At 47.7% G+C, this 25,547-nt stretch carries 22 protein-coding genes; 12 read left to right on the top strand and 10 right to left on the bottom strand.

Translation table 11 applies throughout. The features are described from left to right. Positions 1-31 precede the first annotated feature (31 nt). Both IQ217_RS00275 and IQ217_RS00270 read left to right on the top strand, forming a co-directional pair. Complete coding sequence (locus IQ217_RS00275; protein WP_228023862.1) at positions 32-424, top strand: hypothetical protein; 393 nt, start codon at positions 32-34, stop codon at positions 422-424. Next, a complete protein-coding gene (locus IQ217_RS00270) occupies positions 421-1,440 on the top strand; it encodes an alpha/beta fold hydrolase (protein WP_228023863.1) in 1,020 nt (339 codons plus the stop codon). Before IQ217_RS00275 ends, IQ217_RS00270 begins: the two co-directional genes overlap by 4 nt. A gap of 25 nt (positions 1,441-1,465) precedes the next feature. Here the strand turns inward: IQ217_RS00270 and IQ217_RS00265 are convergent, their stop codons facing one another. From IQ217_RS00265 to IQ217_RS00255, 3 genes are all read right to left on the bottom strand, one after another. Continuing rightward, positions 1,466-2,557 (bottom strand): late competence development ComFB family protein, encoded by a 1,092-nt coding sequence (locus IQ217_RS00265; RefSeq protein ID WP_194018498.1) that lies wholly within the window; start codon positions 2,555-2,557, stop codon positions 1,466-1,468. A 263-nt stretch (positions 2,558-2,820) separates the two neighbouring features. After that, positions 2,821-3,516 (bottom strand): ATP-dependent Zn protease, encoded by a 696-nt coding sequence (locus IQ217_RS00260; protein ID WP_194018497.1) that lies wholly within the window; start codon positions 3,514-3,516, stop codon positions 2,821-2,823. Between the two features lie 62 nt (positions 3,517-3,578). Next, on the bottom strand, positions 3,579-4,061 hold the full coding sequence (locus tag IQ217_RS00255) for a Tic20 family protein (protein WP_190598951.1): 483 nt from the start codon (positions 4,059-4,061) through the stop codon (positions 3,579-3,581). Between the two features lie 251 nt (positions 4,062-4,312). Between IQ217_RS00255 and IQ217_RS00250 the strand changes: the two genes are divergently transcribed. From IQ217_RS00250 to IQ217_RS00240, 3 genes are all read left to right on the top strand, one after another. Further along, entirely contained in the window at positions 4,313-4,633 is a 321-nt protein-coding gene (locus tag IQ217_RS00250) for a 2Fe-2S iron-sulfur cluster-binding protein (protein ID WP_190598952.1), read from the top strand. Positions 4,634-4,744: 111 nt separating this feature from the next. Next, positions 4,745-5,737: a class III poly(R)-hydroxyalkanoic acid synthase subunit PhaE gene (gene phaE, locus IQ217_RS00245; RefSeq protein WP_194018496.1), complete on the top strand. Its 993-nt coding sequence runs from the start codon at positions 4,745-4,747 to the stop codon at positions 5,735-5,737. A gap of 213 nt (positions 5,738-5,950) precedes the next feature. Then, positions 5,951-7,048, top strand: a complete 1,098-nt coding sequence (locus IQ217_RS00240) for a class III poly(R)-hydroxyalkanoic acid synthase subunit PhaC (protein WP_194018495.1) — start codon at positions 5,951-5,953, stop codon at positions 7,046-7,048. A 25-nt stretch (positions 7,049-7,073) separates the two neighbouring features. Here IQ217_RS00240 and cupAR read toward each other — a convergent pair whose 3' ends face one another. From cupAR to IQ217_RS00210, 6 genes are all read right to left on the bottom strand, one after another. Further along, positions 7,074-7,457 carry a CupA regulator CupAR gene (gene cupAR / locus IQ217_RS00235; RefSeq protein ID WP_190598955.1) on the bottom strand — a complete coding sequence of 128 codons (384 nt, stop codon included), beginning with the start codon at positions 7,455-7,457 and terminating at the stop codon, positions 7,074-7,076. 127 nt (positions 7,458-7,584) lie between these two features. After that, the gene (locus tag IQ217_RS00230) at positions 7,585-7,986 is read right to left on the bottom strand and encodes a fasciclin domain-containing protein (protein ID WP_194018494.1); all 402 of its coding nucleotides are present in this window, start codon (positions 7,984-7,986) and stop codon (positions 7,585-7,587) included. Between the two features lie 173 nt (positions 7,987-8,159). Next, positions 8,160-9,455: a CO2 hydration protein gene (locus IQ217_RS00225; RefSeq protein WP_190598957.1), complete on the bottom strand. Its 1,296-nt coding sequence runs from the start codon at positions 9,453-9,455 to the stop codon at positions 8,160-8,162. Positions 9,456-9,519: 64 nt separating this feature from the next. Next, positions 9,520-11,028, bottom strand: coding sequence for an NADH-quinone oxidoreductase subunit M (locus IQ217_RS00220; protein ID WP_190598958.1), 1,509 nt, complete (start codon positions 11,026-11,028; stop codon positions 9,520-9,522). Positions 11,029-11,144: 116 nt separating this feature from the next. After that, positions 11,145-12,992 (bottom strand): NAD(P)H-quinone oxidoreductase subunit F, encoded by a 1,848-nt coding sequence (locus tag IQ217_RS00215; RefSeq protein ID WP_194018493.1) that lies wholly within the window; start codon positions 12,990-12,992, stop codon positions 11,145-11,147. A gap of 374 nt (positions 12,993-13,366) precedes the next feature. Then, on the bottom strand, positions 13,367-14,008 hold the full coding sequence (locus IQ217_RS00210; protein WP_190598960.1) for a hypothetical protein: 642 nt from the start codon (positions 14,006-14,008) through the stop codon (positions 13,367-13,369). A gap of 415 nt (positions 14,009-14,423) precedes the next feature. On the opposite strand from IQ217_RS00210, the gene psaA reads away from it, so the two are divergent. The 4 genes from psaA to IQ217_RS00190 all read left to right on the top strand — a co-directional run bounded on the left by psaA (position 14,424) and on the right by IQ217_RS00190 (position 21,983). Continuing rightward, positions 14,424-16,679 carry a photosystem I core protein PsaA gene (gene psaA / locus IQ217_RS00205; RefSeq protein ID WP_190598961.1) on the top strand — a complete coding sequence of 752 codons (2,256 nt, stop codon included), beginning with the start codon at positions 14,424-14,426 and terminating at the stop codon, positions 16,677-16,679. 245 nt (positions 16,680-16,924) lie between these two features. Continuing rightward, positions 16,925-19,120: a photosystem I core protein PsaB gene (gene psaB / locus IQ217_RS00200; protein WP_190598962.1), complete on the top strand. Its 2,196-nt coding sequence runs from the start codon at positions 16,925-16,927 to the stop codon at positions 19,118-19,120. Positions 19,121-19,721: 601 nt separating this feature from the next. After that, positions 19,722-21,023: a diguanylate cyclase domain-containing protein gene (locus IQ217_RS00195; protein ID WP_194018492.1), complete on the top strand. Its 1,302-nt coding sequence runs from the start codon at positions 19,722-19,724 to the stop codon at positions 21,021-21,023. A gap of 261 nt (positions 21,024-21,284) precedes the next feature. Then, complete coding sequence (locus IQ217_RS00190; protein WP_194018491.1) at positions 21,285-21,983, top strand: response regulator transcription factor; 699 nt, start codon at positions 21,285-21,287, stop codon at positions 21,981-21,983. Here IQ217_RS00190 and IQ217_RS00185 read toward each other — a convergent pair. Next, positions 21,980-22,954 (bottom strand): alpha-ketoacid dehydrogenase subunit beta, encoded by a 975-nt coding sequence (locus IQ217_RS00185; protein WP_190598966.1) that lies wholly within the window; start codon positions 22,952-22,954, stop codon positions 21,980-21,982. The two genes, IQ217_RS00190 and IQ217_RS00185, sit on opposite strands and share 4 nt — an antisense overlap. Positions 22,955-23,330: 376 nt before the next feature. Here IQ217_RS00185 and IQ217_RS00180 point away from each other — a divergent pair, with 376 nt between their 5' ends. The 3 genes from IQ217_RS00180 (at position 23,331) to IQ217_RS00170 (ending at position 25,318) form a co-directional block, all read left to right on the top strand. Then, positions 23,331-23,642 carry a carbon dioxide-concentrating mechanism protein CcmK gene (locus IQ217_RS00180; RefSeq protein WP_010872076.1) on the top strand — a complete coding sequence of 104 codons (312 nt, stop codon included), beginning with the start codon at positions 23,331-23,333 and terminating at the stop codon, positions 23,640-23,642. 154 nt (positions 23,643-23,796) lie between these two features. Then, on the top strand, positions 23,797-24,135 hold the full coding sequence (locus IQ217_RS00175; RefSeq protein WP_010872077.1) for a carbon dioxide-concentrating mechanism protein CcmK: 339 nt from the start codon (positions 23,797-23,799) through the stop codon (positions 24,133-24,135). Positions 24,136-24,199: 64 nt separating this feature from the next. Further along, a complete protein-coding gene (locus tag IQ217_RS00170; RefSeq protein ID WP_194018490.1) occupies positions 24,200-25,318 on the top strand; it encodes a glycerate kinase in 1,119 nt (372 codons plus the stop codon). Positions 25,319-25,547: the final 229 nt, after the last annotated feature.

Here is a 25,547-nt window from a genome sequence, read left to right as displayed (position 1 = left end):
GCAGTTTTGCTCGATCCTAATTGAAAAGCCGATGACCACCATTACCTCCCAGGCGATCGCCCGTTACCGTGACCAACTTGCCCACTCTGTGGAGGCGATGCAGGCGCTGGATACCATCGAGGATTGTGAAGGTAATTTAGAAGATGCAGCTTTGACCCTGGGCATCCAAGTGGGGCAACAGCCCGATCGCAATGACTGGCTAGAAGGCTTGGCCAAAAGATGTCGGGTAGCCATTTGTGAGGGGGATTTTCCTGGGGCCCTGAAGGACAATAACATCAGTGCAGTGGTCAGTCACCTCAGCGAGCGCAAAGTCTGTCATCCCCTGTTGGCGCCTTTGGTGGTGGCCTACGTTTTGGAGCAAGGTATTGATGATTTTTGTGCCCCCATCCATTTCAAGCTTAATTACGATGGTGAGAACAATTGATTGATGACATTCCCATCACCCAGGCCCAGGGTGGACAAGGGACAAACCCAGGCAGCGTAAACCGATGGGATGGCCGTATTGGCTGTCAGCGGGAATGGAGTTGGCGGGGCTGGCAAATTCGTTACAGTTTTCGTCATCCTCCCGAGGCCACTGGTTTACCCCCCCTGTTGCTCATCCATGGTTTTGGGGCGGCGATCGAACATTGGCGTTATAACCTGTCGGTGTTTGCCCAGCACACCAGCGTTTATGCCATTGATCTACTCGGTTTTGGTGGTTCGCGCAAGGCCAACGAACGTTACAGCGCCTACTCCTGGGCAGACCAAGTGGAGGATTTTTGTCGGGAAATCATTGGTTGTCCCACGGTGCTAGTGGGAAATTCCATTGGTTCCCTGGTGGCTTTGACCATGGCGGCAGAAAGTCCAGCCCTAGTGGCCGGATTAATTATGGCCAGTTTGCCCGATGTGTCCCTCCGTCAGCAGGCTGCCCCCCGTTTTTTTCGGCCTTGGATTGAAAAGATAGAAAATGCATTTTCTCCCCCTTGGTTGCTCAATGGCCTATTCAAGTTTGTGCGTCGTCCCCCGATTATTCGGCGTTGGGCTGGTTTGGCCTATGGTTTACGGCAGGAACAGCCTGATCCAGAGCAGTTTGAAGAAGAATTGGTGCAGATTATTTGCTCCCCTCCTCAGGATCTGGGGGCTGAGGTTGCTTTTCGACAATTGTTTGGCTCTGTGCGCCAGCCCCATTTTGCGCCGTCAGTGAAGGAAGTATTGCCTAGCCTCGATTTACCCATATTGTTGCTTTGGGGAGATGGCGATCGGTTCATTCCCTGTCGGTATGGGGAGCAATTTGCCCAGTTAAATGACAAAATCGAGTTTCAACTTTGGCCAGGGGTCGGCCATTGTTTGCACGATGAGTGTCCCACCAAGTTCAATCAAACCTGCTTAACTTGGCTGGAGCAAAATTTCTCCACCGCTGCCCCTAGAAAGGAGCAAAGTCAAACAGGAACGATGACATAGGGTCGCTTTAATGATGCCGATGCCCCTAAAAGGTGTACCAGTCACGAATGGAGCTAGCAAAATCTTCGTCGCTATTTTCCTTATTTTCTTCGTCGCCATAGTTACCAAACTCCACAATGGAGGTCTGTTGAGCATCCATTTCCTCTCCATGACTTCTTTTACTGCCAGATAAACCCTCTCCTGAATTGGTGCTATAGTGTCCATCCCGTTGATTTTTTTCAACTTGCCGCAGAATTTTGCGCACCACCGAGGCTAAATTTTTAGCAGTAATTTTTTCGTAGGCAATGCCATAGACGTCTAGCACTTGTTCGAGGTCTAATAAGGCGGCATGGTAATCTCTCACGCCCCGACGAATTTTGCTAGAAAGTTCATCCAGGCTAACTTTATCCTGGGCAACGCCGATGTTGCGGGCAAATTCCTCTAACTCCATCAGGATGGAGTGGGCCGTGCTGAAGGAATCGATTTCATCTACCTGTAAGGGAGTAGATTTTTTTAGAGGATCTCGCATAATTGCCCCAATCCCCCTCAATACCGCGGTACGAATTTCCCCCCGCATTTGTTCGACCCGTTGCATCTGAAAGGCTTTCCCTTCTTCACTAGCCACATACATGGGCGGTAGGCGGTTCAGGGTGTAGCTAGCTACCTCGGCAATGCTGACAAATTTGGCCACGTTGACAGGCAGTTTTTGTAGTTCGTTGTAAATTTCATCTTTGACTATTACTTCGAGTAAATTAAGACAGGTTTTCCGTTGACGTCTTTTCTCTTCTTCTTTTTCGTCTAATAGGTTTTCCAGCAATGATTGGCCGATGCTGTCGGAGGTAATGCCATAAATGGGGGCGATAATATCTAGCAAGTTCTTGGCGATCGGCACGTAGGCTTGCTTCCGATTTAAGCTTTCAATCAAGTTATACATGTCCGACACCAGGCGTTTGATCTCTGGTTGGACTTTCATTAAGTTCATTAACAGCATGTAGGTGGAGCAGCCCCCCACCACTTTGGGGTCGTTTTCCCAAACCTTGTTGGTCAAGCCGTAAATGATTTTCTTGAGCCTAATTCTTTCGCGGTTACTCTCAATTTTGTTGATAACATCGGGTAAGCATTCCGTGTTAAATTTCATGATAGTTAGCGAATGTTAGGGGAAGAATTCTTGCTGACACAGACCAATGGCGTCGATAGCGTTTGGGGTAGGGTATGTGGGTATGTGAAACATTTTTGACAATTGTGCTGACCCCCAATAATAGATATGATAACAGCCCTACACCGACACCATAGTCTGCGGGTAATGGTTCTAATGGTATCCCCTAAAATCACTGCTTGGAGATGAATGGGTCGCAATCACCAAAAAAGTTCGTTTCAACTGAATTAAGCTAACTTAACTCGTTAATTGGAACTAACAGCAGGCTCCCCTAGATGTTGGGCGAGAAGATGACGGCATTCTTCCACCGATCGCCGCTGGGCAAGGGCTTTTTGCAACTGACCATGGGCTTGACTATGTTGTTCCAATAGATTTTTAGCTTGGATAAATGCCCAACTTTCCTTTTGGGGCAAATTGATTTCCGGTAGTCCAGCTCGACGAAAGGCTTGGCGTAGCTGTTGGCGATCGCCGTTCCCCCCCTGGGCTTCACCGTAGACAATTTTTTCCGCGGCAATGCCCGCCATCCAGACCGTGGCCCAACGTTCCAGAGCTTGGGGACGGAGGTGCCAATCCCGACACTGATTTTCTAGATTAGTCGTATCAAATTGAATACCAGCCATTCCGCCAGCCCCCTGGCGTAGAACTTCCCAGGGACTAAGGCTGTAGTTGGTGATAGGAACCTGTAGGCAATGGGCCACGAGGAAATGCCCCGCCTCATGGCACAAAATCCTCTCTTTTTCTGCTTTAGTTTGGAAGAGGCCGACAAAAAAGTCCGTTCCCCTTCCCTGCCAACTGATTTGATCCGCTGTGATTATGCCCAAAATCCCTAGGGTCGCCACCGCGGGTATGGCCGGGGAAAGGTGGACTATCGGCCCCACTAGGGCAGACATCATCATCAGAAAAATGGCGATCGCCACCAGATTTAAACGACTATCAGACATGGTCAACAAAAATAGCTCAAGTTAATCAGGTTGGTCAGGTTAAAATCGGTTAGTTTGGATGACTAAAAACGCACCTGGGAATAGGCTGCATCAGAAATGGTGGGAATTTCTGCATAGCGCCCCAGCACTGATTGAACAATGCCAAAAAATCCACAGGCTAAGGCACCAAGGAAAGCAAAATTGTAGAGAGTTTCGATGACTAATCCTTGGCCAAACACTGGCTGGATAACGTAGGCGACAACTAAGCCAAACAATGATAGAAGGATGCCAATGAGGATGGCTTGCATGGCATTGAAGCGGATAAAGTGGGAAATATTGTTATTTCTAACCACCGCCATAAACAGTACAATAAAAATAATAAAAGAAGCGAAGGGGAACTGATAATAGAATTGCAACAGGGGCATAATAGGCAAGTAAATTATCTGCAAAATAGGAAATTGCTGCAGTAAAAAACTGCCGAACATGAATGCATCAATGAGGGGAATCAGATAAATCAAAGCACTAAAAAAACGATCTTTCCCGTCCGCCGTACTGTTAGATGCCATAGAAAATTCCTTGTTGATTTAAAAAGAGTTACGGAGATTATGCCCTGATTTTAACCTGGGTTCACCCTGGACCGGATTCGGTCTTCCCCCCTGGCGATCGCCGATGGAAAATTATTTTTCTAGCCCACCACCATGGGCACAATGGTGGCCAGCCGGAGCCTGCCTCCAGTTGGTTAACAGGCTATCCAAAACTTGCTAGAGTGTTCATTGGCCAAAAATCCGATTAATCCTTTTATTATTACCGCTTTGCCATGGTTAACACCTACACCGCCGAAATCCAACACCAGGGTCAGACCTACACCATTTCCGTGCCCGAGGATAAAACGGTGCTCCAAGCGGCCGATGATGAGGGAATACAGTTGCCCACTTCCTGTGGAGCTGGAGTTTGTACTACCTGTGCGGCATTGATCACAGAAGGCACAGTGGATCAAGCGGACGGCATGGGGGTTTCGGCCGAACTACAGGCAGAGGGTTACGCTTTACTCTGTGTGGCCTACCCCCGCTCAGATTTAAAAATTATCACCGAAAAAGAAGACGAAGTTTATCAGCGGCAGTTCGGCGGTCAAGGCTAGATTCCGTCGTAATTCTCCCTTCCCATGACAAATTTTCCAGATCAACAGTTGCCACCCCAAAAAGCTGAGCCATAATTCAGGTAGCGGCCAGTAGTAAGGTGGATTTTGACCATGGAATCGACAAGTAAAACCTGGACAGAACTCATGACTCCCCTCAGTCAGTTCTGGCTGGAGTCCAGTAGTCAGGCTTGGAAAAATTGGTTTGACCTCATGGCCAAAGGGGGCGCCGGTGGGATGATGGACAATGCCCCCCAGCCCTTTGAGTCTTTGCCCCAGCAGTTCCTCCAATCCCAGCAATTTTATGGACAGCTACTCAAACTTTCCTTTGAAGCTTGGCAGAGTCTGTGGCCCAAATTGGATAATGGTTCGGCCCAAGCGGCAGTGCAGGGCTACCTAGAACAGTTGCAAGCCCAGATTGAGCAATACACCACCAGCACCCAAGCTCTCCGGGGGGACATGGATGGTTTATGGCAGTGTTATCTCAAGGAAGTACAAAAATTTTCCCAACTCTGGCTCTCCACCTGGCAGAGTAGCGTCGCCCCCCTGGGCAAATTACCCACAGGCGACATCCATGCCTGGCTAGATTTAAGCAATCTTTATGGCGATGCCCTCTACAGTAAAAATCTGGGCAGTTTTATTCGATCGCCGTTACTGGGCCCCAGCCGGGAAATGAATGGCAAATTGTTGCGGGCCTTTGACGATTGGGTCAAGTTATCCCAGGCCATGGCGGACTATCAATTACTGGAAGCGGATATTCAATATCGGGGCTTTGCCGCCCTGATGGAAGATTTACTAGCCCGGGCTCAGGAAGATAAACCCGTTAAAACTTGGAAGGAATTTCAACAACGGTGGGCGATCGCCGCTGACCAAGTATTTGAAGAAGCCTTCTGCCAAGAGAAAAATCTTAAAGTACGGGGCAAATTTATTAATGCTTTGAATCGTTATCGGATTCAACAACAAGAGATTCTCGAAGCATGGTTAAAAATGCTCAACTTACCCACCCGCTCGGAGGTGGATGAAATTCATCAAACTATTTATCAATTACGGAAAGAAGTTAAAAGTTTGAAAAAGCGTTTAGGGGAAACGGAATCAAACCAAGGTTAAGATCTAGCCTGCCATACCTCCTCCATTGAATTGGTAATTGCCAAGCATATTTATGGCTAAGTTAGAGGAAAAATTCTGGCAAAATCTTTCAAAGCAGCAAATCTTAGTAGAGGATTGCAGAGAAAGAATTACATTCTGTTCGGATAATGCTCTTGGTTAGCTGATTAACCGTTAATGTTTTTACTTTTTTTTATTGTTCATTGGTTAAAAATTATGTTGCCTTTTTTTGCTCAGATGGGCATGGAAGAAAATCTCCATGAAACGTTAGATTTTACTGAAAAATTCCTCTCCGGCTTGGAAAATTTACAGGGTTTGAATGAAGATGATATTCAAGTAGGTTTTACCCCTAAAGAGGCAATTTACCAGGAAGATAAGGTCGTTCTTTACCGCTTCCAACCGGTGGTGGAAAATCCCCTGCCTGTTCCTGTTTTAATTGTTTACGCTTTGGTGAATCGCCCCTACATGGTGGATTTGCAAGAAGGGCGTTCCCTGGTGGCCAACCTACTTAAACTGGGTTTGGATGTGTACCTAATTGATTGGGGTTATCCTTCCCGTGGCGATCGTTGGTTGACCCTAGAGGATCATTTATGCGGTTATTTAAACAACTGTGTCGATGTAATTTGCCAGCGCTCCCAACAGGAAAAAATCACCCTCCTAGGGGTCTGTCAGGGGGGTACATTTAGTTTGTGCTATGCTTCCCTTTTTCCTGAGAAAGTTAAAAGCTTAGTGGTGATGGTGGCCCCGGTGGACTTTGAGCAACCCGGTACTTTATTAAACGCCAGGGGGGGCTGTACCCTGGGGGCGGAAGCCGTGGACATTGATCTCATGGTGGATGCCATGGGCAACATTCCAGGGGATTATCTTAATTTGGAATTTCTCATGCTCAAGCCCTTGCAATTGGGTTATCAAAAGTATCTGGATGTGCCAAATATTATGGGGGATGAGGCCAAATTATTAAACTTTCTCCGCATGGAAAAATGGATTTTTGATAGTCCCGATCAAGCGGGGGAAACTTACCGTCAATTCCTCAAGGATTTTTATCAACAAAATAAGTTGATTAAAGGGGAAGTAATGATCGGCGATCGCCGGGTGGATTTGCACCACCTCACCATGCCCATTTTGAATTTATATGCCGAAAAAGATCATTTGGTTGCCCCGGCTTCTTCTCTCGCTCTGGGGGAATATTTGCCCGAAAACAGTGACTACACCGTACAATCCTTCCCTGTGGGGCACATTGGTATGTATGTTAGTGGCAAAGTGCAACGGGATCTGCCGCCGGCGATCGCCCAGTGGCTGTCAGAACGACAGTGAAAATTCTCTTGGAATCCCATAAAGATCAGGATTCATCCAGGGCTTTAACTGATACGTCCACCGCTTGCACGTCAATGGTGCCGGGGGGAGTGGGACGGGTAAATTGGCCATTGCTTACCTCCAAAACTTCCCCACAACTCGGGCATCGGCATGGTTGACCATCAAAGCCGGTGAAGTGGTACTGACAAACGGGACAATCCCCATCTACCAGTTTTCTCTTCAGCCACCAGCGAAATACCAAAAAGCCCACCGTGGGTGCCAGAAACAACAGCAAAATTAATAGAGCAATGCCATTGACAACCCATTTCAGACCAATGGCACTGAGGAGCAAGGCCACAGCCAGCACGGTCAAGCCACAGCCTAGGCCTGATTGGTTGACGGTAACAAATTTGGGGGAAAAATTGTTCACAGATGGCTCCTACCAACAGCATTACCGTTGGGATTACTATTTTCCATCCTAGTCCATTGGCTCCGCAGTTGGAATACCAAGCCATTACCCCCTGGGACGCAGGTTTTGCACAAATGGGACACCATGCCTATCCCATCAGAATGACATTATCAATCACATGGATGATGCCGTTGTCCGCTTCGATATCGGGGATAATTACCGTAGCATTTTTCACTTCAAATCCCTCCGTACAATCAATGGCGATCGGGGAACCTTCCACCGAATCAACGGTTGATAGGCGACATAAATCGGCTTGGTTAAGCTTTCCAGCAACCACATGGTAGGTCAGAATCCGCGCCAATTGGGGAATGTTTTGTACTAGGGTGGTAATGGTACCAGGGGGAAGTTTGGCAAAGGCCGCATCAGTGGGAGCAAATACCGTAAAGGGCCCAGGGCTTTGCAACACATCAACCAAATTGGCCGCAGTGACAGCGGTTACCAAAGTAGAAAATCTATCGTCGGCTACGGCAATTTCAACAATGTTAGGCATGGATTTACTCAGCTTAGTTGGGCAAGCACGGAACAGTTAGCAGGAGCAGGGGTGAGGAAAATTTTTAATTTCCCCATTAGGGAGAAAAAATTCACAATTTTCCCAAAAATGGGGAGATTGAAGACAAAATTTCAGTTTATTTCAACCCAGTCTGTAGGTTAAACTGAAGGCAACTAACGATAGCGATCAGTTTGAATATCTTTTAAGCGGGCCTCAGGACGGAGAAATCGGTCAATTTGAGCTTCAAAAAATTGTCGATTTTTAGCTAAATGCCGGGGGTTAGGATCATCTAGGGGATATAACAATGCTGTCCGTAAAGCCTGGATAACTGCCGAAGTAACATTGTACATTGAGCGCTGGAAAGTGATCCCCAACTGCACCAACATATCGTCTTCGCCCCGGCAATGTTTTTGATAATATTCCACCAAATAGGGCGGTAAAAAGTGCAACATATCATCCATTAACAACGTGGGGGGAATGCCCGCAGTACCAACGGGGAAAACATCGGCGTACAAAATACCGTAGTGAAAATCCTTTTGTTCGTCTGGTACCTGTTTGGCCTGGGCATTGTAGGATTTGGTGCCCCGGAATGGCGCCGTGCGGTAAAACACAGCTTCCACATAGGGTAATGCCGCTTCATAAAGCCAAGTAAAACCTTTAGATTTGGGAATAATTTCTAAACATTCGCCATCAATATAAACATGGTGATAAATGGGGCGGCCAGCAATGGCAAAAATACCGTTAACCAAGAAGTTCATGGCATCAGGAACTCCTTTAAATCCACCCTCATCGTAAATGTCGGACATTTCAAAGAATACCGGCGCCATCACTTCCCAAAAAAGCCCCAAATTGGAATAGTAGGATAGTTCTCTAACCTGTTCCAAAAATAAATCAGGGAAAAGTTTATACAACGCCAACATAGGGGGATTACCCTTGAAGTAAGCGCGAATCGCTTTATCTGCGTTGGCCTTATATTCATCACTGTCTAGGTAAGCATCGAATTTGCCCATGCCCATATCTCGGCCATGCCATAGCATAGCTTGCATACAGGCTTCCGCAAACTCCATATTGATGCGGTCATGCCAGAGGTGATGAAACAGTTTGGGCATTTTGGTGGTGTTGCCTTTTTCCATGAATTCCAGCAACTCAGGATGGGCGGAAGCTTCCCCCCGCCAGATTCTCAGATCGGCAGTTTCCCCGGCATAGTGGTTGGCTAGGTCTAAATATTCCTGGGGCAAAAAATATTTAAAGAAACGTAGGGGATTCAGGAAAACCCGCTCCGCAATGTAGAGCAGATCCCGCCAGTAAAAATCCATGGGCACAGCATAGGCTTTGTAAATGCCAATGATCTGCATCAAATTTTCTGGGGTGTCTGGCAACATGGATCCACCGGCTTCAAGGCGATGGATAACGTCCGCAAAGGGATGGGTGGAGGGGGGTAAGATGGTGTTTTGGGTCAGGGTAGTCATTTCTGGTTCACGAGGAAAAAATAAACTGCACTCAAGACAACGGACAATGGCAACGGCGTTAAAGCTATGGCAAGGTCACCCCTTGGGCTAATTGCTCAACAGCGGGAGTGCCATGGGGCAGTTGGGCAATCATTTCATTGGTGGTGGTTTGCGTCCAATGCACTAAATAGTTGGGCTGAACACCGAGGAAGAAAATAATGGCGGTTAATACCAGGGCCGGTAGCATTTCCGAGGCTAATACTTTCGGATAGTAAGCCTGTTGATTATCAAGCTTGCCAAAGCAGGTACGGTTTAAAAGAATGACAAAATAGACCGCTGTTAAACCCGAAGCCAGAATGCAGAGTAGGGTGGGAATGGGAAAGGTGGGAAAACTGCCTTGGAAAACGATGAATTCCGCTGCAAACCCCACCAAGCCAGGAATGCCAGCACTGGCCATGCCCCCAGTAATTAATAGGGCACTGGTGAGGGGCAAACCCCGAATGGGATTCATCAAGCCATTCAACACATCCAGGTCGCGGGTACCAGCTTTCCGTTCGACGATACCAACCAGGTGAAATAACAAGGCCAAAATCAGGCCGTGGCTAACCATTTGGGCCACTGCCCCCAACACACTTAATTCCGTGCCAGCGGCGGCGGCCACCAAGATATATCCCATGTGGCCAATGGAGCTATAGGCCACCATCCGTTTGATGTCTTTTTGGGCGATCGCCGAGAGGGCTCCGTACAGTACAGTGACGGTGCCAATGATGGCTAGCACCGGGGCAAACTGGGCCCAGGTTTGGGGAAATAATTGCAGACCAAAGCGAATGATGCCGTAGGTTCCAAGTTTGGATAAAATTCCCCCCAATAGAATGGCCGTGGCGGGGGAAGCTTCTGTGTAGGCATCCGGTAACCAAGTGTGGAGAGGCACTAGGGGAATTTTGATGCCAAAACCCAGCAAAATTAGAATCAGCAGAACGGTTTGGGCAGACTCAGTGAAGGTTTGGGTAATTTGTGGGTTGTAATCAAAAGAATGGCTACCACTTAGCAAACTCATGCCGAGAAAAGCCGCCAACACCAACAGACCAGAAAAGGCAGTGTAGAGCAGAAATTTCATGGAGGCATAACCCCGCTTTTCCCCACCCCAAATGGCGATCATCAAGTAGAAGGGAATTAATTCCAGTTCGTAGAAGACGATAAATAGAAGCAAGTTTTGGGCTAGTAGGGCACCGGAAATACCAGCATTAATTAACAAAATCAAGCCATAATAAAGTCTTGACCTATTGACGTTGGGCCCAATACTGTAAATCGCCACTCCCGTTAACAAGTTATTAAGAATGACTAGGGGGAGGGATAACCCATCAATGGCAAGGCTGTAGTTTAAACCAAGCTGGGGAATCCAAGGTATATATTCCTGGAATTGAAACTGGGGGTCCGTAACATCAAACTTAAACAACACTAGCAATGACCAAACCAGGGTCAACACAGCAAATAGTTCGGTGATTTGCCGCAGTTGTTTGGCTGGTATGTTGCCCGGAAAAAAGCCAATAATTAAAGCTCCGATAACTGGCAGGATTAATAGCAGGCTAAGCATGGCAAAAAGAGGTGATAAATCAGTTAGATGAAGGTAAATCTTGCCGGGGGAAAATCAAACACAAACCAGAGTCAATGGATGGAATTCGTTCAGTTTTGATTTTCTTGGACTTGGGCTTAAAATGCTTGGCCAAATAGGGAATAACTGAGAAATGCGCCAATTAAAGTCAAGCCTAGAACGATGGAAAGAACATAAAATTGCGTCTGACCAGAAACGTTATATTTCAGGCTCTGACCACTAAAAATTGTTACGATGCCGATTAAATTAATTACTCCATCTACAAAGGTTTTGTCGAACCAGTTAATCAAACGAGAAATTGAGTCAATGATGGCGACAATGGTGATTTTGTAGAATTTGTCTGTATATAAGTCATAGGCAAAAAAGTTTTGTAGTGCGGGCAAGGGTAAATTAATCGGTTTAGTAATTTTGGGATTGAGGTAAATAAAGGCTGAACTTCCCACACCAAGCAAGCTAGAAATAATTAAAACTGAGCTTAGTCCCCAATTGATGTCGGCAAAATCCGGCAATAAATTTCCTTGCTTTAAGATGAGGGAAAGATGCAGAGCAAAACCCACTGTTACCACCATGGGCAGCACCAGGGCCCACAAACCCTCTGGCGATCGGGTAGTCATCGGTTTAGCTTCACCACCGAAAATCAAACAAAATTCCCTGGTTACATTGAAGGCGGTGAGTAGATTGACAACTAACAAAACTCCCACTAGTAAGGGATTGGTCTCTGCTAAATGTTCTGTCAGTTTTAACCACGCCCAAAAGGTGCCAAAGGGAGGTAGGGCAATAAGGGAAGCAATCCCGACCAGATAACTCAAACCAGAAATCGGACGACGACTCCAAAGACCACCGTACTGGGTCAAGTCCTGGCTAACATTGTTAAGAATAATGCCCCCCACACACATGACCAAAATTGCCATGGCGAAGGTGTAGGTGAAAATCAATTGTAGAGCCGTTTCTCCTTGCCCTGTGCCCACAGCAATAAACACCAAGCCCATATAGGCACTGACCACATAGGAAAGGGACCGCTTAATATCAATCTGGGCAATGGCGATGAGGGAAGCACCGATCGCCGTTAGGGAACCGACAGTGACCATGAAGGTTAAAGCCACAGGGGAAAGGGCCAGAATGGGTTGTACTTTTACCAAAACCCATGCTCCCGTTGAAACCACCACTGTATTCCTGAGAATGGTGGCGGGAATCGGCCCTTCCATGGCTTCATCCAACCAGAGATGGAGCGGAAATTGGGCACATTTAGCCAAAGGTCCAGCAATTAAGGCTAGACAAAGCAGGGTAGCGGCGGTGGGATTTAAGTCTGCACTGGCAGCCCATTGGGCTAAATCATCATAATTCCAACTTCCAGCCAGAGGTAGTAGGGCCACCACCCCCATTAATAAAATTAAATCCCCAACCCGTTTAGTTAAAAAAGCATCCCTCGCCCCGGTCACCACTAGGGATTGATTGAACCAATAGCCAATGAGAAGATAGGTCCCTAGGGTCAAAATTTCCAGAACAACGTAGCTGAAAAACAGTGAGTTGCACAACACTAAAGTGCATAATCCCGCTTCAAATAGAGCCATTAGCGAGAAAAATCTGGCCCAGCCCCAGTCCCTTTCTAGGTAGCCAATGGCATAAATCTGTGCCCCCAAGTTAAGGCCAGTAATCACCACTAAGGCAGCAATGTTGACGGTGGATATTTTTAAATCAAAGCTAATCTCTAGGTCAGCGGCCTGTAGCCAGGGAAAAGAAAGATCGATGGCGGGTTGCTGCCAAATATAGATAAGCACTAGCAGACTATGCAAAAATGCAGTGAAAGTCATTAAAGTGCTGATATAGCCCGCCGGTCTTGGCCCCGTTTGTCGAGTTAAGCCCGGTGACCAAGGGACTGCTAAGAGGGCACCTAAGAGAGCGTAGCAAGGTACTAGCCAGATAATTCGACTTAAACTTTCTAACATGGGGGTTGTGGGAAATTTTGTTAACAAGGTTCCACTTTCGCCGTCCAAACGTTCGAGTCACCGAAAAATTTTCCGGATTACTCGGTGCGAAGAACCCAAGACCGTCTAGAACCTAGACAGGGAAAAGCTAATACAATTAAAGTGATGGCCGAAATGGCTGATTTTATCTAGGCCCCAAGGAGACGCGACCATAGCCAAGCAGCAATGGTAGACGCTAGATGCATAGAAACAGTGTTATTTGTTACACCATATCATAGGTTAAATAAAATCCCAGATCAACAACCATTTGCTTAAGCAAATGATAAGTCTGGGTAATTAGAGGAAATGGCGATCGCCCTGGGGGGGGAGTTTATTCCTGGGGCAAATTTAGGCTTTTAATCTGAACCATCAAATCGGTGATTAATCTGTTGCCATTCCCGCAGTAGGGCCCGACATTGCAAACAGTCCAAAATTTTTAGCAAATCGACTAGTTGTGAAGGGACATGGAACTCGGCTCCGATCGCCTTGGGGTTGGGGGAAAAATCTTCGTTGATCCTGATCCAATAGCCATGGAGCTTTTGGTTGGAGAAAGAACTATTAACGGTCCAACCGCCGGGATTGAGGGGCACTATTTCAGTGATGGCATCCAGGGGGACATCCAGTTCCCGATTGAGAATTTCAGCCAAAGTTAGCTCCACCTTAGTTATATCCGTGAGCCTTCCTCCGGGAAAATCCCAAGTAGATCGACCTATCCCCGGCCGGAAAATAGGATGGGGTAAAAGCAAGCGATCGCCCTGTTGGGGCAACAACACCAAAGAATCAGCCTTTTCCACTCGCCAATAATCCAATCTCCTGGCCTGGCCGTCCTGCCACCTTTCTCCTTTCAAAGTCAACCAGGGATTTTTAACCTCCGCAAAACATTCCAGCAGAGTCCAAGCCAGACCGTCGGACTGATTTTCCTGTTCAGCTTCTGGGCCAATTTGTAAAACGTCCCCATCGTCCCAAGGGCGATCATAATTTTTATCTATGGAGAGCATTGCCAAAATCCTTTTCTTAACATTTCTTAAAATTAAGGCCGTTATAGCAACAACATTGATTAATTTCTATCTAATTTTTGACGGTGTCCATTGCTATCAGTTGTAAATTGATGAAAATGCTGTAAATTTTTGTAACAAAGTTCAACTTTATCTTGACTTTTGTAAGTCTTTGAAAAATCCAGGAGCTAGAACTGGTCAGGGCTGGGGCAATTTTTAATTATTGTTACGCAGGTCTTGCCTAGGGGGGGGGAGGCCGTATTATCTTCTAGTGATGTTTGCTGAAAACGCCTATCTGTGCAAGGTTTAACATCGTTATTATGAAGCGAAAACTAATTCCCTTTTTTACGCTTCCTCTATTACACTATTCTGCATAGGAAACCCTTAATAGTTCATTGTCGAGCGAGGAGAACCCTGCATGACAATTAGTCCACCCGAAAGAGAGGCTAAGGCCAAAGTCTCGGTTGATAACAATCCGGTACCAACTTCCTTCGAGAAGTGGGGCAAGCCGGGTCACTTCGACCGGACTTTAGCTAGAGGTCCCAAAACCACCACCTGGATTTGGAATCTCCATGCCAATGCCCATGATTTTGATAGTCAGACCAGCGATTTAGAAGATGTTTCGCGCAAAATCTTCAGTGCTCACTTTGGGCACCTCGCTGTGGTCTTTGTTTGGTTAAGTGGAATGTACTTCCACGGCGCGAAATTTTCCAATTACGAAGGTTGGTTAGCTGACCCCACCCACATTAAACCCAGTGCTCAAGTGGTTTGGCCCATTGTTGGTCAAGGCATTTTGAATGGAGATGTGGGCGGCGGCTTCCACGGTATTCAGATTACGTCCGGCCTGTTTTATCTCTGGCGGGCCTCCGGTTTCACCGACAGCTATCAGCTTTACTGCACCGCCATTGGTGGTTTGGTTATGGCTGCCCTAATGCTGTTCGCTGGCTGGTTCCACTACCACGTCAAAGCTCCCAAATTGGAATGGTTCCAAAATGTGGAGTCGATGATGAACCATCATTTGGCTGGTTTGTTGGGTTTAGGCTCCTTGGGATGGGCGGGTCACCAGATCCACGTTTCCATGCCCATTAATAAACTTTTGGATGCTGGGGTTGCTCCTAAGGACATTCCCCTCCCCCACGAGTTTATTTTAGAGCCGAGCAAAATGGCGGAACTCTACCCCAGCTTTGCCCAGGGCTTGACGCCGTTCTTTACCCTCAACTGGGGAGTCTACGCTGACTTCCTCACCTTTAAGGGGGGATTGAATCCGGTAACCGGCGGATTGTGGTTATCTGATACCGCTCACCACCACTTGGCGATCGCCGTCCTGTTCATCATTGCCGGTCATATGTACCGCACGAACTGGGGCATCGGTCACAGTATGAAAGAGATCCTCGAAGCCCACAAGGGCCCCTTCACCGGGGAAGGTCACAAAGGACTTTATGAAATCCTGACCACTTCTTGGCACGCTCAATTGGCCATTAACCTCGCCCTGTTAGGTTCTTTGACGATCATCGTTGCACAACACATGTATGCGATGCCGCCCTATCCCTACCAGGCGATCGATTACGCTACGCAGCTATCCCTATTCACCCACCACATGTGGATTGGCGGCTTCCTCATCGTAGGGGCCGGTGCCCATGGCGCCATCTTCATGGTGCGTGATTACGATCCCGCCAAAAACGTTAATAACTTGCTGGATCGGATGCTGCGCCACCGTGACGCCATCATTTCCCATCTCAACTGGGTATGTATTTTCCTCGGCTTCCATAGCTTTGGTCTTTACATCCACAACGACACCATGCGGGCTTTAGGCCGTCCCCAGGACATGTTTTCCGACACGGCCATTCAATTGCAACCTATCTTTGCCCAATGGGTACAGCACCTGCACACCTTGGCCCCCGGAGCCACTGCTCCCAATGCCTTGGCCACTGCCAGCTATGCCTTTGGTGGAGAAACCGTTGCCGTTGCCGGTAAAGTCGCCATGATGCCCATCACCCTGGGTACGGCGGATTTCATGGTTCACCACATCCACGCTTTCACCATCCACGTAACGGCTCTGATCCTCCTCAAAGGGGTTCTGTATGCCCGTAGTTCTCGCCTTGTCCCCGATAAAGCGAATCTCGGCTTCCGTTTCCCCTGTGATGGCCCCGGTCGCGGCGGTACCTGCCAAGTATCTGGTTGGGACCACGTTTTCCTCGGTCTGTTCTGGATGTACAACTCCCTTTCCATCGTCATCTTCCACTTCAGTTGGAAAATGCAGTCCGATGTTTGGGGTACTGTTTCCCCCGATGGCGGTGTCACCCATGTGACCCTGGGTAACTTTGCCCAAAGTGCCATCACTATCAATGGCTGGTTGCGGGACTTCCTTTGGGCCCAAGCCGCCAACGTAATCAACTCCTATGGTTCTGCCCTGTCGGCCTATGGCATTATGTTCCTCGCCGGACACTTTGTCTTCGCCTTCAGCCTCATGTTCCTGTTCAGTGGACGGGGATATTGGCAAGAGTTGATCGAGTCCATTGTCTGGGCTCACAACAAACTGAATGTGGCTCCTGCCATTCAACCCCGCGCTTTGAGCATCATTCAAGGTCGTGCGGTCGGTGTAGCACATTATCTCCTCGGAGGTATTGTTACCACCTGGGCGTTCTTCCTCGCCCGCAGTCTTTCCATTGGCTAGACTTTGAGCTGAAGTTGGGTTTTCCGGGATAAACCAGGGGGATTGGCTGAGGTTTTTACCATTCCTAATCCTCCCCCTGCCCTTCACCCTCCCCAGCCTTTAATAGAAGCGGTTTTAATTTCGCTTTTACCCTATATTCACCCCTATAACCCCTTGTTATAGTGGCTTTAACAATCCGGAAATGAGCAGCGCTTCTGCATTAGCCTCATTTTGCTTGCTTAACGAGGAGAATTTCCGAAAAAGCTATGGCAACTAAATTTCCTAAATTTAGCCAGGATCTCGCCCAAGACCCGACTACACGGCGTATTTGGTACGGGATTGCTACGGCCCACGACTTTGAAACCCACGATGGGATGACTGAGGAGAATCTTTACCAAAAGATTTTTGCCTCCCACTTTGGTCACATCGCCATCATTTTCCTGTGGACGTCTGGCACCCTTTTCCACGTTGCGTGGCAAGGTAACTTTGAACAATGGATTAAAGATCCTTTAAATATTCGCCCGATCGCCCATGCGATTTGGGATCCCCACTTTGGCGAGGGGGCTGTCAATGCCTTCACCCAAGCTGGGGCTTCTAACCCGGTTAACATTGCTTATTCCGGGGTTTACCACTGGTTCTACACCATTGGTATGACCACCAACCAAGAGCTCTACTCTGGTGCGGTCTTCCTATTAGTGTTAGCTTCCCTGTTTTTGTTTGCAGGCTGGTTACACCTCCAACCGAAGTTCCGTCCTAGCTTAGCTTGGTTTAAAAATGCCGAATCCCGCTTAAATCACCACTTGGCTGGTTTGTTCGGGGTTAGCTCCTTGGCTTGGGCTGGTCACTTGGTCCACGTTGCGATTCCCGAAGCCCGGGGTCAACACGTTGGTTGGGATAACTTCCTGTCTACCCCTCCCCACCCCGCTGGCTTGATGCCTTTCTTCACCGGCAACTGGGGCGTGTATGCGGCGGATCCCGACACTGCTGGCCACATTTTTGGTACTTCTGAAGGTGCTGGTACCGCAATCCTGACCTTCCTGGGTGGATTCCACCCCCAAACGGAAGCTCTCTGGTTGACGGACATTGCCCACCACCATTTGGCGATCGCCGTGATCTTCATCATTGCTGGTCACATGTATCGCACCAACTGGGGCATTGGCCACAGCATCAAAGAAATTCTTAATGCCCATAAAGGTCCCCTAACCGGCGCAGGCCATACCAACCTGTACGACACCATCAATAACTCCCTCCACTTCCAACTCGGCTTAGCCTTGGCAAGCTTAGGGGTTATTACTTCCCTGGTGGCGCAGCACATGTACTCCCTGCCCTCCTACGCCTTTATTGCCCAGGACCACACCACCCAAGCAGCCCTCTACACCCATCACCAGTACATTGCTGGATTCCTGATGGTCGGTGCTTTTGCCCACGGTGCCATCTTCTTTGTCCGGGATTACGATCCTGTGGCCAATAAAGATAATGTGCTGGCCCGCATGCTTGAACACAAAGAAGCACTGATTTCCCACCTCAGTTGGGTATCCCTCTTCTTGGGCTTCCACACCCTTGGTCTTTATGTCCATAACGATGTGGTGGTGGCCTTCGGTACCCCCGAAAAACAAATTCTGATCGAGCCTGTTTTTGCTCAATGGATTCAAGCAACTTCCGGTAAAGCTCTCTATGGCTTTGACGTATTGCTCTCCAATCCTGACAGCATTGCTTCCACCACTGGAGCCGCTTGGTTACCCGGTTGGTTGGATGCTATCAACAGCGGCACCAATTCCCTGTTCTTGACCATTGGTCCTGGGGACTTCTTGGTTCACCACGCCATCGCCCTAGGGTTGCACACCACTGCCCTGATCTTGATCAAAGGTGCTTTGGATGCCCGTGGTTCCAAGTTGATGCCGGACAAAAAAGACTTCGGTTACTCCTTCCCCTGTGACGGCCCCGGCCGTGGCGGTACCTGCGACATCTCTGCTTGGGATTCCTTCTACCTAGCCATGTTCTGGATGCTGAATACCCTGGGCTGGTTGACCTTCTACTGGCACTGGAAACACCTCGGTGTTTGGACGGGTAACGTTGCTCAGTTCAACGAAAACTCTACCTACCTGATGGGATGGTTCCGGGATTATCTCTGGGCAAACTCTGCTCAGTTGATCAACGGCTACAATCCCTACGGTGTTAACAACCTGTCGGTTTGGGCTTGGATGTTCCTCTTCGGACACCTGGTCTGGGCCACCGGCTTCATGTTCCTGATCTCTTGGCGGGGTTACTGGCAAGAGTTGATTGAAACCATCGTTTGGGCCCACGAGCGCACTCCTTTGGCGAACTTGGTTCGTTGGAAAGATAAGCCCGTTGCGTTGTCCATCGTTCAAGCCCGTTTGGTTGGCTTAGCCCACTTCACCGTTGGTTATGTCCTCACCTATGCGGCATTCCTAATTGCTTCCACAGCGGGCAAGTTCGGTTAACGAAAATCCTCTGTTAGGTAATTAAGCTTGTCCCCTGCCCTCGTTGGTGGGGGATTTGCTTTGGGGATTAAATATTGCCATGGAAATCTGGCGATCGCCTAGGGGTACCGCCCAAACTAATTAGATTTGCTCAATGCCACTGTCCATGAAATCCGCTCCTGTATGTTTAGCCAACTTGCCCCGCCCATACCGTGTGCAGACAACCACAAATTGTTCATCTGATTTTTGTTCAACCACATGCCGTGATTATTCATGAGTAGCATTGTGGCTTCAACCTATTCCCAGTCGGACTTTAAATAATTGAGATTATTTTGATAGAATCGAAGAAATGATCATTAGAGCCTACTCAAAAACAAACTATCGGAATTTTACACCCACTCTCTTCAAAATTCTCTCAAGACCAACAGGAAAGCGAAAGAGTTTATCTTGAGTTGACTCGTGTCCCAAAAACTTTGCTGGCGGTGGTCACCGGCGGACCTTGGTTGGGATCTTATGATTCGTTTTAAATATTTTCGGCGAACACTTTATCTTCTAATGATTTCCTGATAGTAGAAGTTTTCCCGACAATCATCCACATTTTAATAAGCCGGATTGGCTGGATATGAGTATTAAAAGAAAAGTATTGATGTTTTTATCTTTGCTATTTCTAACAGCCATTGGTAACGGTGCCATAAGTTTTCAAATAGAAAAATATGGTGAAGAAAAACTAGAATGGGTCAATCATACGAATCAAGTTTTAGGTGAAATAAGTAACTTTTTAGGCAGTATAGATAACGCTGAAGCTAATCAAAGAAATTATTTGCTTACCAAAAGGCTATCCTATTTGATGCATTATCAGATTAGTTTAGAAAAAATTGAATATCATTTCAAGCAATTGAAAACTTTGACTATAGACAATCCTATTCAGCAACAACGTTTAGACTCCATCAAAAAATATCTTGAAATTAATCTCAATGAGTTATCAGAAACAACTCGTTTAAATCAGGAAAATAATTATGTCAAATCCCTTGAAATTATCAATCAAGGTAAAGGCAGGAAGTCAATGGAAGATATCAGAAATGTACTTAGGGAAATGGTAAATACAGAAAATGTTTTGCTAGAGCAAAGGAAGGGTGATTACCGAAGGAACAGAGCAGTGCTATTTACATTTATTTATGTTCAGATCATGTTTTTTGTATTTCTTGCCTTTATGACTCTCTCATTTTTAAATAAACAATTATTTTCATCACTGAAACTACTTCTTGCTAGCACAGAGAAAGTTGACAAAGGCGAAAAACTTGATGTTTCAGATATTTTGCCCAATGATGAAATTGGCTATCTACTCTCTGCTTTTTTTAAAATGAACGAAAGAGTGCAGGAACGGACGCAAATATTAGACTATAAAGTTCACCATGATGAATTAACTGGGCTGGAAAATCGAGCAGACATGTTTGATAAAATTGACGATTCTATCAAAAAATCACAACAATGCAATTCTAAAACTGCCATTTTATTTATAGACCTAAATAAATTCAAAAAAATTAACGATACCCTTGGCCATGACGCTGGAGATCTAGTACTAAAGGAGACAGCTAATCGACTTCAGCAGGCTGTTCGCTCTGATGATGATCTGTTCCGCATCGGTGGAGATGAATTTATTTTGATAATACAAAATCTTGAGAATAGCTTAAAGGTTGAGGATATTGTCTTTAATATCTTAAAGATTTTTAAAAGACCTGTAATAATTCAGGGCCAATCAATTGAAATTTTGCTCAGCATTGGCATTGCCATTGCACCTGATGATTCAGAAAAAGGTGATGAAATTTTAAAATTTTCTGATATTGCAATGTATGAAGCCAAGCAGGATGAGAATACTGAGTTTAAATTTTTTGATCGAAGTATGCTGAAGCGTTGGAGTGATTAGTGAGCAACCTATTGTAAATAAAAGAATGGAACGCTGTTATTTGCTATTATTCAATGTCATTCGCAAATACCATTCCATTTTCTCCGTCCTTGATTTTGTTAGCTCCATCCCTAAGCTTGACATCCACGATCAGACATCACTAGAAATACTGAATGCTGTGGGAATAACTTTTTCAATCAATTATAAAATTAATTAGTAAGTCAGTCGGAATCATATTTGGTTCCAGGGATGGGTGGTCTATTTGTGGGAAGAGAATTAGCCATGGCCAATATTCTTTTAGTGGACGACGAAAATGCTTTAACGGAACCTTTAAGCAAAGCATTAGGGCATCAGGGTTATCGCACTGATGTGGCCGACCAAGGGCAAATGGGTTTAGCCATGGCGATCGCCGGTCAATATGATTTATTAATCCTTGACTGGATGTTGCCCCAGGTATCTGGGTTGGAAATTTGTCGTCAAATTAGGGCTCTGGGAAGGTCAACGCCGGTTTTATTTCTCACTGCTAAAGATACTCTCGATGACCGGGTGGCGGGCTTAGATGCCGGTGGAGATGACTATTTAATTAAACCCTTTGAATTACGGGAACTTTTAGCCAGGGTGCGAGCCCTATTGCGACGGCAAGGCCAAGGAGAAATCTCTCCAGAAATTCCAGGTAAAAGCAATGTGCTTAGTGTCAACAACGTCAGCCTAGATGTGGCTAATCAAGTGGCCTATTGTCAAGGTCAACGCATTGCCCTGTCGGAAAAGGAAGTGGCCTTGCTGAGTCTGTTCCTTCAGGCCCCGGGGCAAATTTTGAGCCACGAGGAAATTTACGCTCGCCTCTGGCCGGGAGAATCCCCCCCCAGTAGCAACGTTTTGGCCGCCCTAGTGCGGTTGCTACGACGCAAAATTGAACAGCCCAATACCCCCCGCCTGATTAATTCTGTTTACGGCAAGGGCTATTGCTTCGAAGCCTATTAACCGACGATCGCCTTGACTGCGTCGACAATTTGGGGTGGTTGGACAATGGTCAGCCGTTCCAACATGCCGTTATAGGGGGTGGGAATATCCTGGGAAGAAAGGCGCACCACCGGAGCGTCCAATTCATCAAAGAGATGGTCATTGATGAGGGCGATTAGTTCTGCCCCAATGCCGCCAGTCTTCATACATTCTTCGACAATAATTACCCGATGGGTTTTCTTCACCGAAGCGCTAATGGTTTCCATGTCAAAGGGCTTGAGGGAAATCAAGTCGATTACTTCCGGGTCGTAACCTTCTTTTTCCAAGGTTTTGAGGGCCTGTAAGCAATGGTGACGCATGCGGGAATAGGTCAAAATGGTCACGTCTTTGCCAGGGCGCACCACTTCCGCTTTATCCAAGGGCACAATATATTCGTAGTCGGGCAGATTTTCCTTCAGGTTGTACAGCAGTACGTGCTCAAAAAATAACACTGGGTTATTGTCCCGAATGGCCGCCTTGAGCAGACCCTTGGCATTATAGGGGGTGGAGCAAGCCACAATTTTTAGCCCCGGCACTGCATGGAAATAGGCCTCCAACCGTTGGGAGTGCTCTGCCCCTAACTGCCGGCCTACGCCCCCAGGCCCCCTAATGACCATGGGAATTTGGTAATTACCGCCGGAAGTGTAGCGCAACATGCCGGCATTGTTGGCAATTTGGTTAAACGCCAACAGTAGGAAACCCATGTTCATGCCTTCAATGACTGGGCGTAATCCTGTCATGGCCGCCCCCACCGCCATGCCGGTGAAACTGTTTTCGGCGATCGGGGTATCCAACACCCGCATTTCGCCATACTTTTCGTACAAATCCTTGGTCACCTTGTAGGAACCGCCATAGTGCCCCACATCTTCTCCCAGCACAAGGACGTTGACATCCCGTCCCATTTCTTCGTCAAGGGCTTGGCGTAGGGCGGCAAACAGTAGGGTCTCAGCCATGATTTCTGGGGGAAAACTTAGTTTGTAGTAACGATTTGGACCGCCGCCGCATCTCCCCCCGCTGATCCGTAAAGATAAAACAAGCAAGGGCGATCGGGGCACAACAATCTAGTATTTTGACACACTGACTGGCCCCCATAGCGGGGATTTTAGTCAGGGGGCAAGGTAGGCATCGATTAGGGCACCAGCTCGAAAGCTATTCGTTGTTCCCTGCCCAAGCAACCAATTCCCCTGGTTAACAGCCCTGGCACCTTGCGTGTTGATTTGCCCGTGCCACGTTTTTGATAGGATGAAAGGCTAGCTGAGTTCTAATCCTCGCTTACCCAGTCCGATTGATGATTGATTGTTCCCATCCGTCCCCCCAGAGGAATTTCCCATGCCCCAGGCCGTTGGCGTTATACAAACTCTTGGCTTTCCCTCCGTTCTGGCCGCCGCCGATGCCATGCTCAAAGGGGGAAGAGTGACCCTGGTGTACTATGACTTGGCGGAACGGGGAAATTTTGTGGTCGCAATAAGGGGTCCAGTGTCGGAGGTCAATCTCTCGATGAAGATGGGTCTAGCCGCGGTCAATGAATCCGTTATGGGGGGAGAAATTGTCAGCCACTACATCGTCCCCAATCCACCCGAAAATGTCCTGGCGGTTCTGCCGGTGGAATACACAGAAAAAGTAGCTCGCTTCCGCACCTAACGGAGACTTTGCTGCCGTCGTGGTCCGATGTACACCACTTAGCCTATAGTTGACCATGGGATTCTCGCTAATCTCCACCCCGACCAGTCGTTAAGTCGAGGGTTTTGGTTCGACCTGTCCTTTAGTTTTTGCCGCCACTGTCAAGGAGAAAAATATGTCCGCCCAATCCGCCGTCGGTTCCATTGAAACCATTGGTTTTCCCGGTATTCTTGCCGCTGCTGATGCCATGGTTAAGGCCGGTAGGATTACCATTGTGGGCTACATTCGGGCAGGGAGTGCTCGGTTCACCCTTAACATTCGTGGAGATGTGCAGGAAGTGAAAACTGCCATGGCGGCGGGTATTGATGCCATTAACCGCACGGAAGGGGCAGATGTGAAAACCTGGGTGATTATTCCCCGGCCCCACGAAAACGTCGTAGCGGTTCTGCCTATTGATTTTAGTCCTGAGGTGGAGCCTTTCCGAGAAGCCGCGGAAGGTCTGAATCGTCGTTAATTTTTTTCGTTAGTTCGTAAGAAAGTGCAACAGGTGTGGATAGGGGAGGCTGGAAGATGCCCTGATGCGCCGAATCCTGATTGCACCAGACTCGTTTAAAGGGACTCTCTCCGCTGGGGAGGTTTGCCGTATTACATCGGAAGTTTTAGCACCAGAATTTGACTGTGTTGCCCATCCCTTGGCCGATGGCGGGGAAGGAACTCTAGAGGCGATCGCCCATAATCTCGATAGCCAATGGCAAACGGTGCGGGTACAGGGCCCATTGCCTGGTCAAAAGGTTGACGCCCGTTATTTATGGTTAGCAGAAAAGGAAACAGCGGTCATTGAAATGGCCCAGGCCAGCGGTTTACCTTTGGTCCCCATGGGGAAACGTAATCCGGAAATTACCACTAGCTACGGCACTGGGGAATTAATTGCCCATGCTGTCCAGCGGGGAGCAAAACACATTCAACTGGCGATCGGTGGTTCAGCCACCAATGATGGCGGTTTAGGTTTGCTGATGGCGTTGGGTTGGCGGTTTTTAGATTATCAAGACCAATCTGTCGGGTGGGGAGGACAAGGTCTGGAAAAAGTCACCGAAATTATTCCCCCAATGTTAAATACTTTTCCCCAGATCGCCCTGTTATGTGATGTGACCAATCCTTTTCATGGTTCCAATGGGGCCGCCTTTGTTTATGCTCCCCAAAAAGGGGCAGATCCAGCCATGGTGCAACGCTTAGATCGTGGGCTGGAACATTTTGCTCAGGTAGTCAGAAAAAGGGATGGCTTTGAGCTTAATTTTTCCGGAGCCGGTGCCGCTGGGGGGATTGGTGGGGGCGTTGCCTGGGCCCTCAAGGCCACTATCGAGTCAGGGTTTACGGCGATCGCCCAGTTGACGGGGCTGGAACAAGCCATGGCCCAATGCGACCTAGTGGTAACCGGGGAAGGTTGCTTCGATGGCCAATCTCACCAGGGCAAAGTTGTGGGGAGGGTCATTGAGCTGGCACAAGCTATGGGGAAACCGGCGATCGTGGTGGCGGGGCAAAGTCAAGAAAACCAAACAAAAACCCCGTCCAACCTAAAGCAAATTTTTACCCTAGTGGGCAGCGATATTTTTCCAACCACAGCCTTGAACAATCCTCAATGGGCTTTGCAACGGAGACTTGTTGAGGTCAAACAATATCTGATCAACCTGATAGATTAGGAAATGGTCAGCTATCTCCTCGATCAAGCCGAGGGGGCCAGCCAGAAAACTGACCCTCACCCTAGCCATCATCAAAATAGCAACTATAATCTGTTATTAATCATCAACATCATCGTTCCGTGAGCAGAAGCTGTAGGCGGTTTTTCTTTGCCAAAACTGATTGTGGCTCCGGCACCCTAAACCGAGTCTGCAAAACAGCCCAATGGCCTTGCTAAACTTAGCATTCACC

Source organism: Synechocystis salina LEGE 00031 (genome assembly GCF_015207985.1).
Taxonomy (GTDB): domain Bacteria; phylum Cyanobacteriota; class Cyanobacteriia; order Cyanobacteriales; family Microcystaceae; genus Synechocystis; species Synechocystis salina.
Note: the sequence above shows the minus strand (reverse complement) of the source record. Positions and strands in the feature narration are given on the sequence as shown.

Bases quoted from the DNA above. Each gene is read 5' to 3' on its own strand.
- IQ217_RS00275 (WP_228023862.1), top strand. From the start codon at position 32: ATGACCACCATTACCTCCCAGGCGATCGCCCGTTACCGTGACCAACTT.
- IQ217_RS00265 (WP_194018498.1), bottom strand. From the start codon at position 2,557: ATGAAATTTAACACGGAATGCTTACCCGATGTTATCAACAAAATTGAG.
- IQ217_RS00260 (WP_194018497.1), bottom strand. From the start codon at position 3,516: ATGTCTGATAGTCGTTTAAATCTGGTGGCGATCGCCATTTTTCTGATG.
- IQ217_RS00255 (WP_190598951.1), bottom strand. From the start codon at position 4,061: ATGGCATCTAACAGTACGGCGGACGGGAAAGATCGTTTTTTTAGTGCT.
- IQ217_RS00250 (WP_190598952.1), top strand. From the start codon at position 4,313: ATGGTTAACACCTACACCGCCGAAATCCAACACCAGGGTCAGACCTAC.
- phaE (WP_194018496.1), top strand. From the start codon at position 4,745: ATGGAATCGACAAGTAAAACCTGGACAGAACTCATGACTCCCCTCAGT.
- IQ217_RS00240 (WP_194018495.1), top strand. From the start codon at position 5,951: ATGTTGCCTTTTTTTGCTCAGATGGGCATGGAAGAAAATCTCCATGAA.
- IQ217_RS00230 (WP_194018494.1), bottom strand. From the start codon at position 7,986: ATGCCTAACATTGTTGAAATTGCCGTAGCCGACGATAGATTTTCTACT.
- IQ217_RS00225 (WP_190598957.1), bottom strand. From the start codon at position 9,455: ATGACTACCCTGACCCAAAACACCATCTTACCCCCCTCCACCCATCCC.
- IQ217_RS00220 (WP_190598958.1), bottom strand. From the start codon at position 11,028: ATGCTTAGCCTGCTATTAATCCTGCCAGTTATCGGAGCTTTAATTATT.
- IQ217_RS00215 (WP_194018493.1), bottom strand. From the start codon at position 12,992: ATGTTAGAAAGTTTAAGTCGAATTATCTGGCTAGTACCTTGCTACGCT.
- IQ217_RS00210 (WP_190598960.1), bottom strand. From the start codon at position 14,008: ATGCTCTCCATAGATAAAAATTATGATCGCCCTTGGGACGATGGGGAC.
- psaA (WP_190598961.1), top strand. From the start codon at position 14,424: ATGACAATTAGTCCACCCGAAAGAGAGGCTAAGGCCAAAGTCTCGGTT.
- psaB (WP_190598962.1), top strand. From the start codon at position 16,925: ATGGCAACTAAATTTCCTAAATTTAGCCAGGATCTCGCCCAAGACCCG.
- IQ217_RS00195 (WP_194018492.1), top strand. From the start codon at position 19,722: ATGAGTATTAAAAGAAAAGTATTGATGTTTTTATCTTTGCTATTTCTA.
- IQ217_RS00190 (WP_194018491.1), top strand. From the start codon at position 21,285: ATGGCCAATATTCTTTTAGTGGACGACGAAAATGCTTTAACGGAACCT.
- IQ217_RS00185 (WP_190598966.1), bottom strand. From the start codon at position 22,954: ATGGCTGAGACCCTACTGTTTGCCGCCCTACGCCAAGCCCTTGACGAA.
- IQ217_RS00180 (WP_010872076.1), top strand. From the start codon at position 23,331: ATGCCCCAGGCCGTTGGCGTTATACAAACTCTTGGCTTTCCCTCCGTT.
- IQ217_RS00175 (WP_010872077.1), top strand. From the start codon at position 23,797: ATGTCCGCCCAATCCGCCGTCGGTTCCATTGAAACCATTGGTTTTCCC.
- IQ217_RS00170 (WP_194018490.1), top strand. From the start codon at position 24,200: ATGCGCCGAATCCTGATTGCACCAGACTCGTTTAAAGGGACTCTCTCC.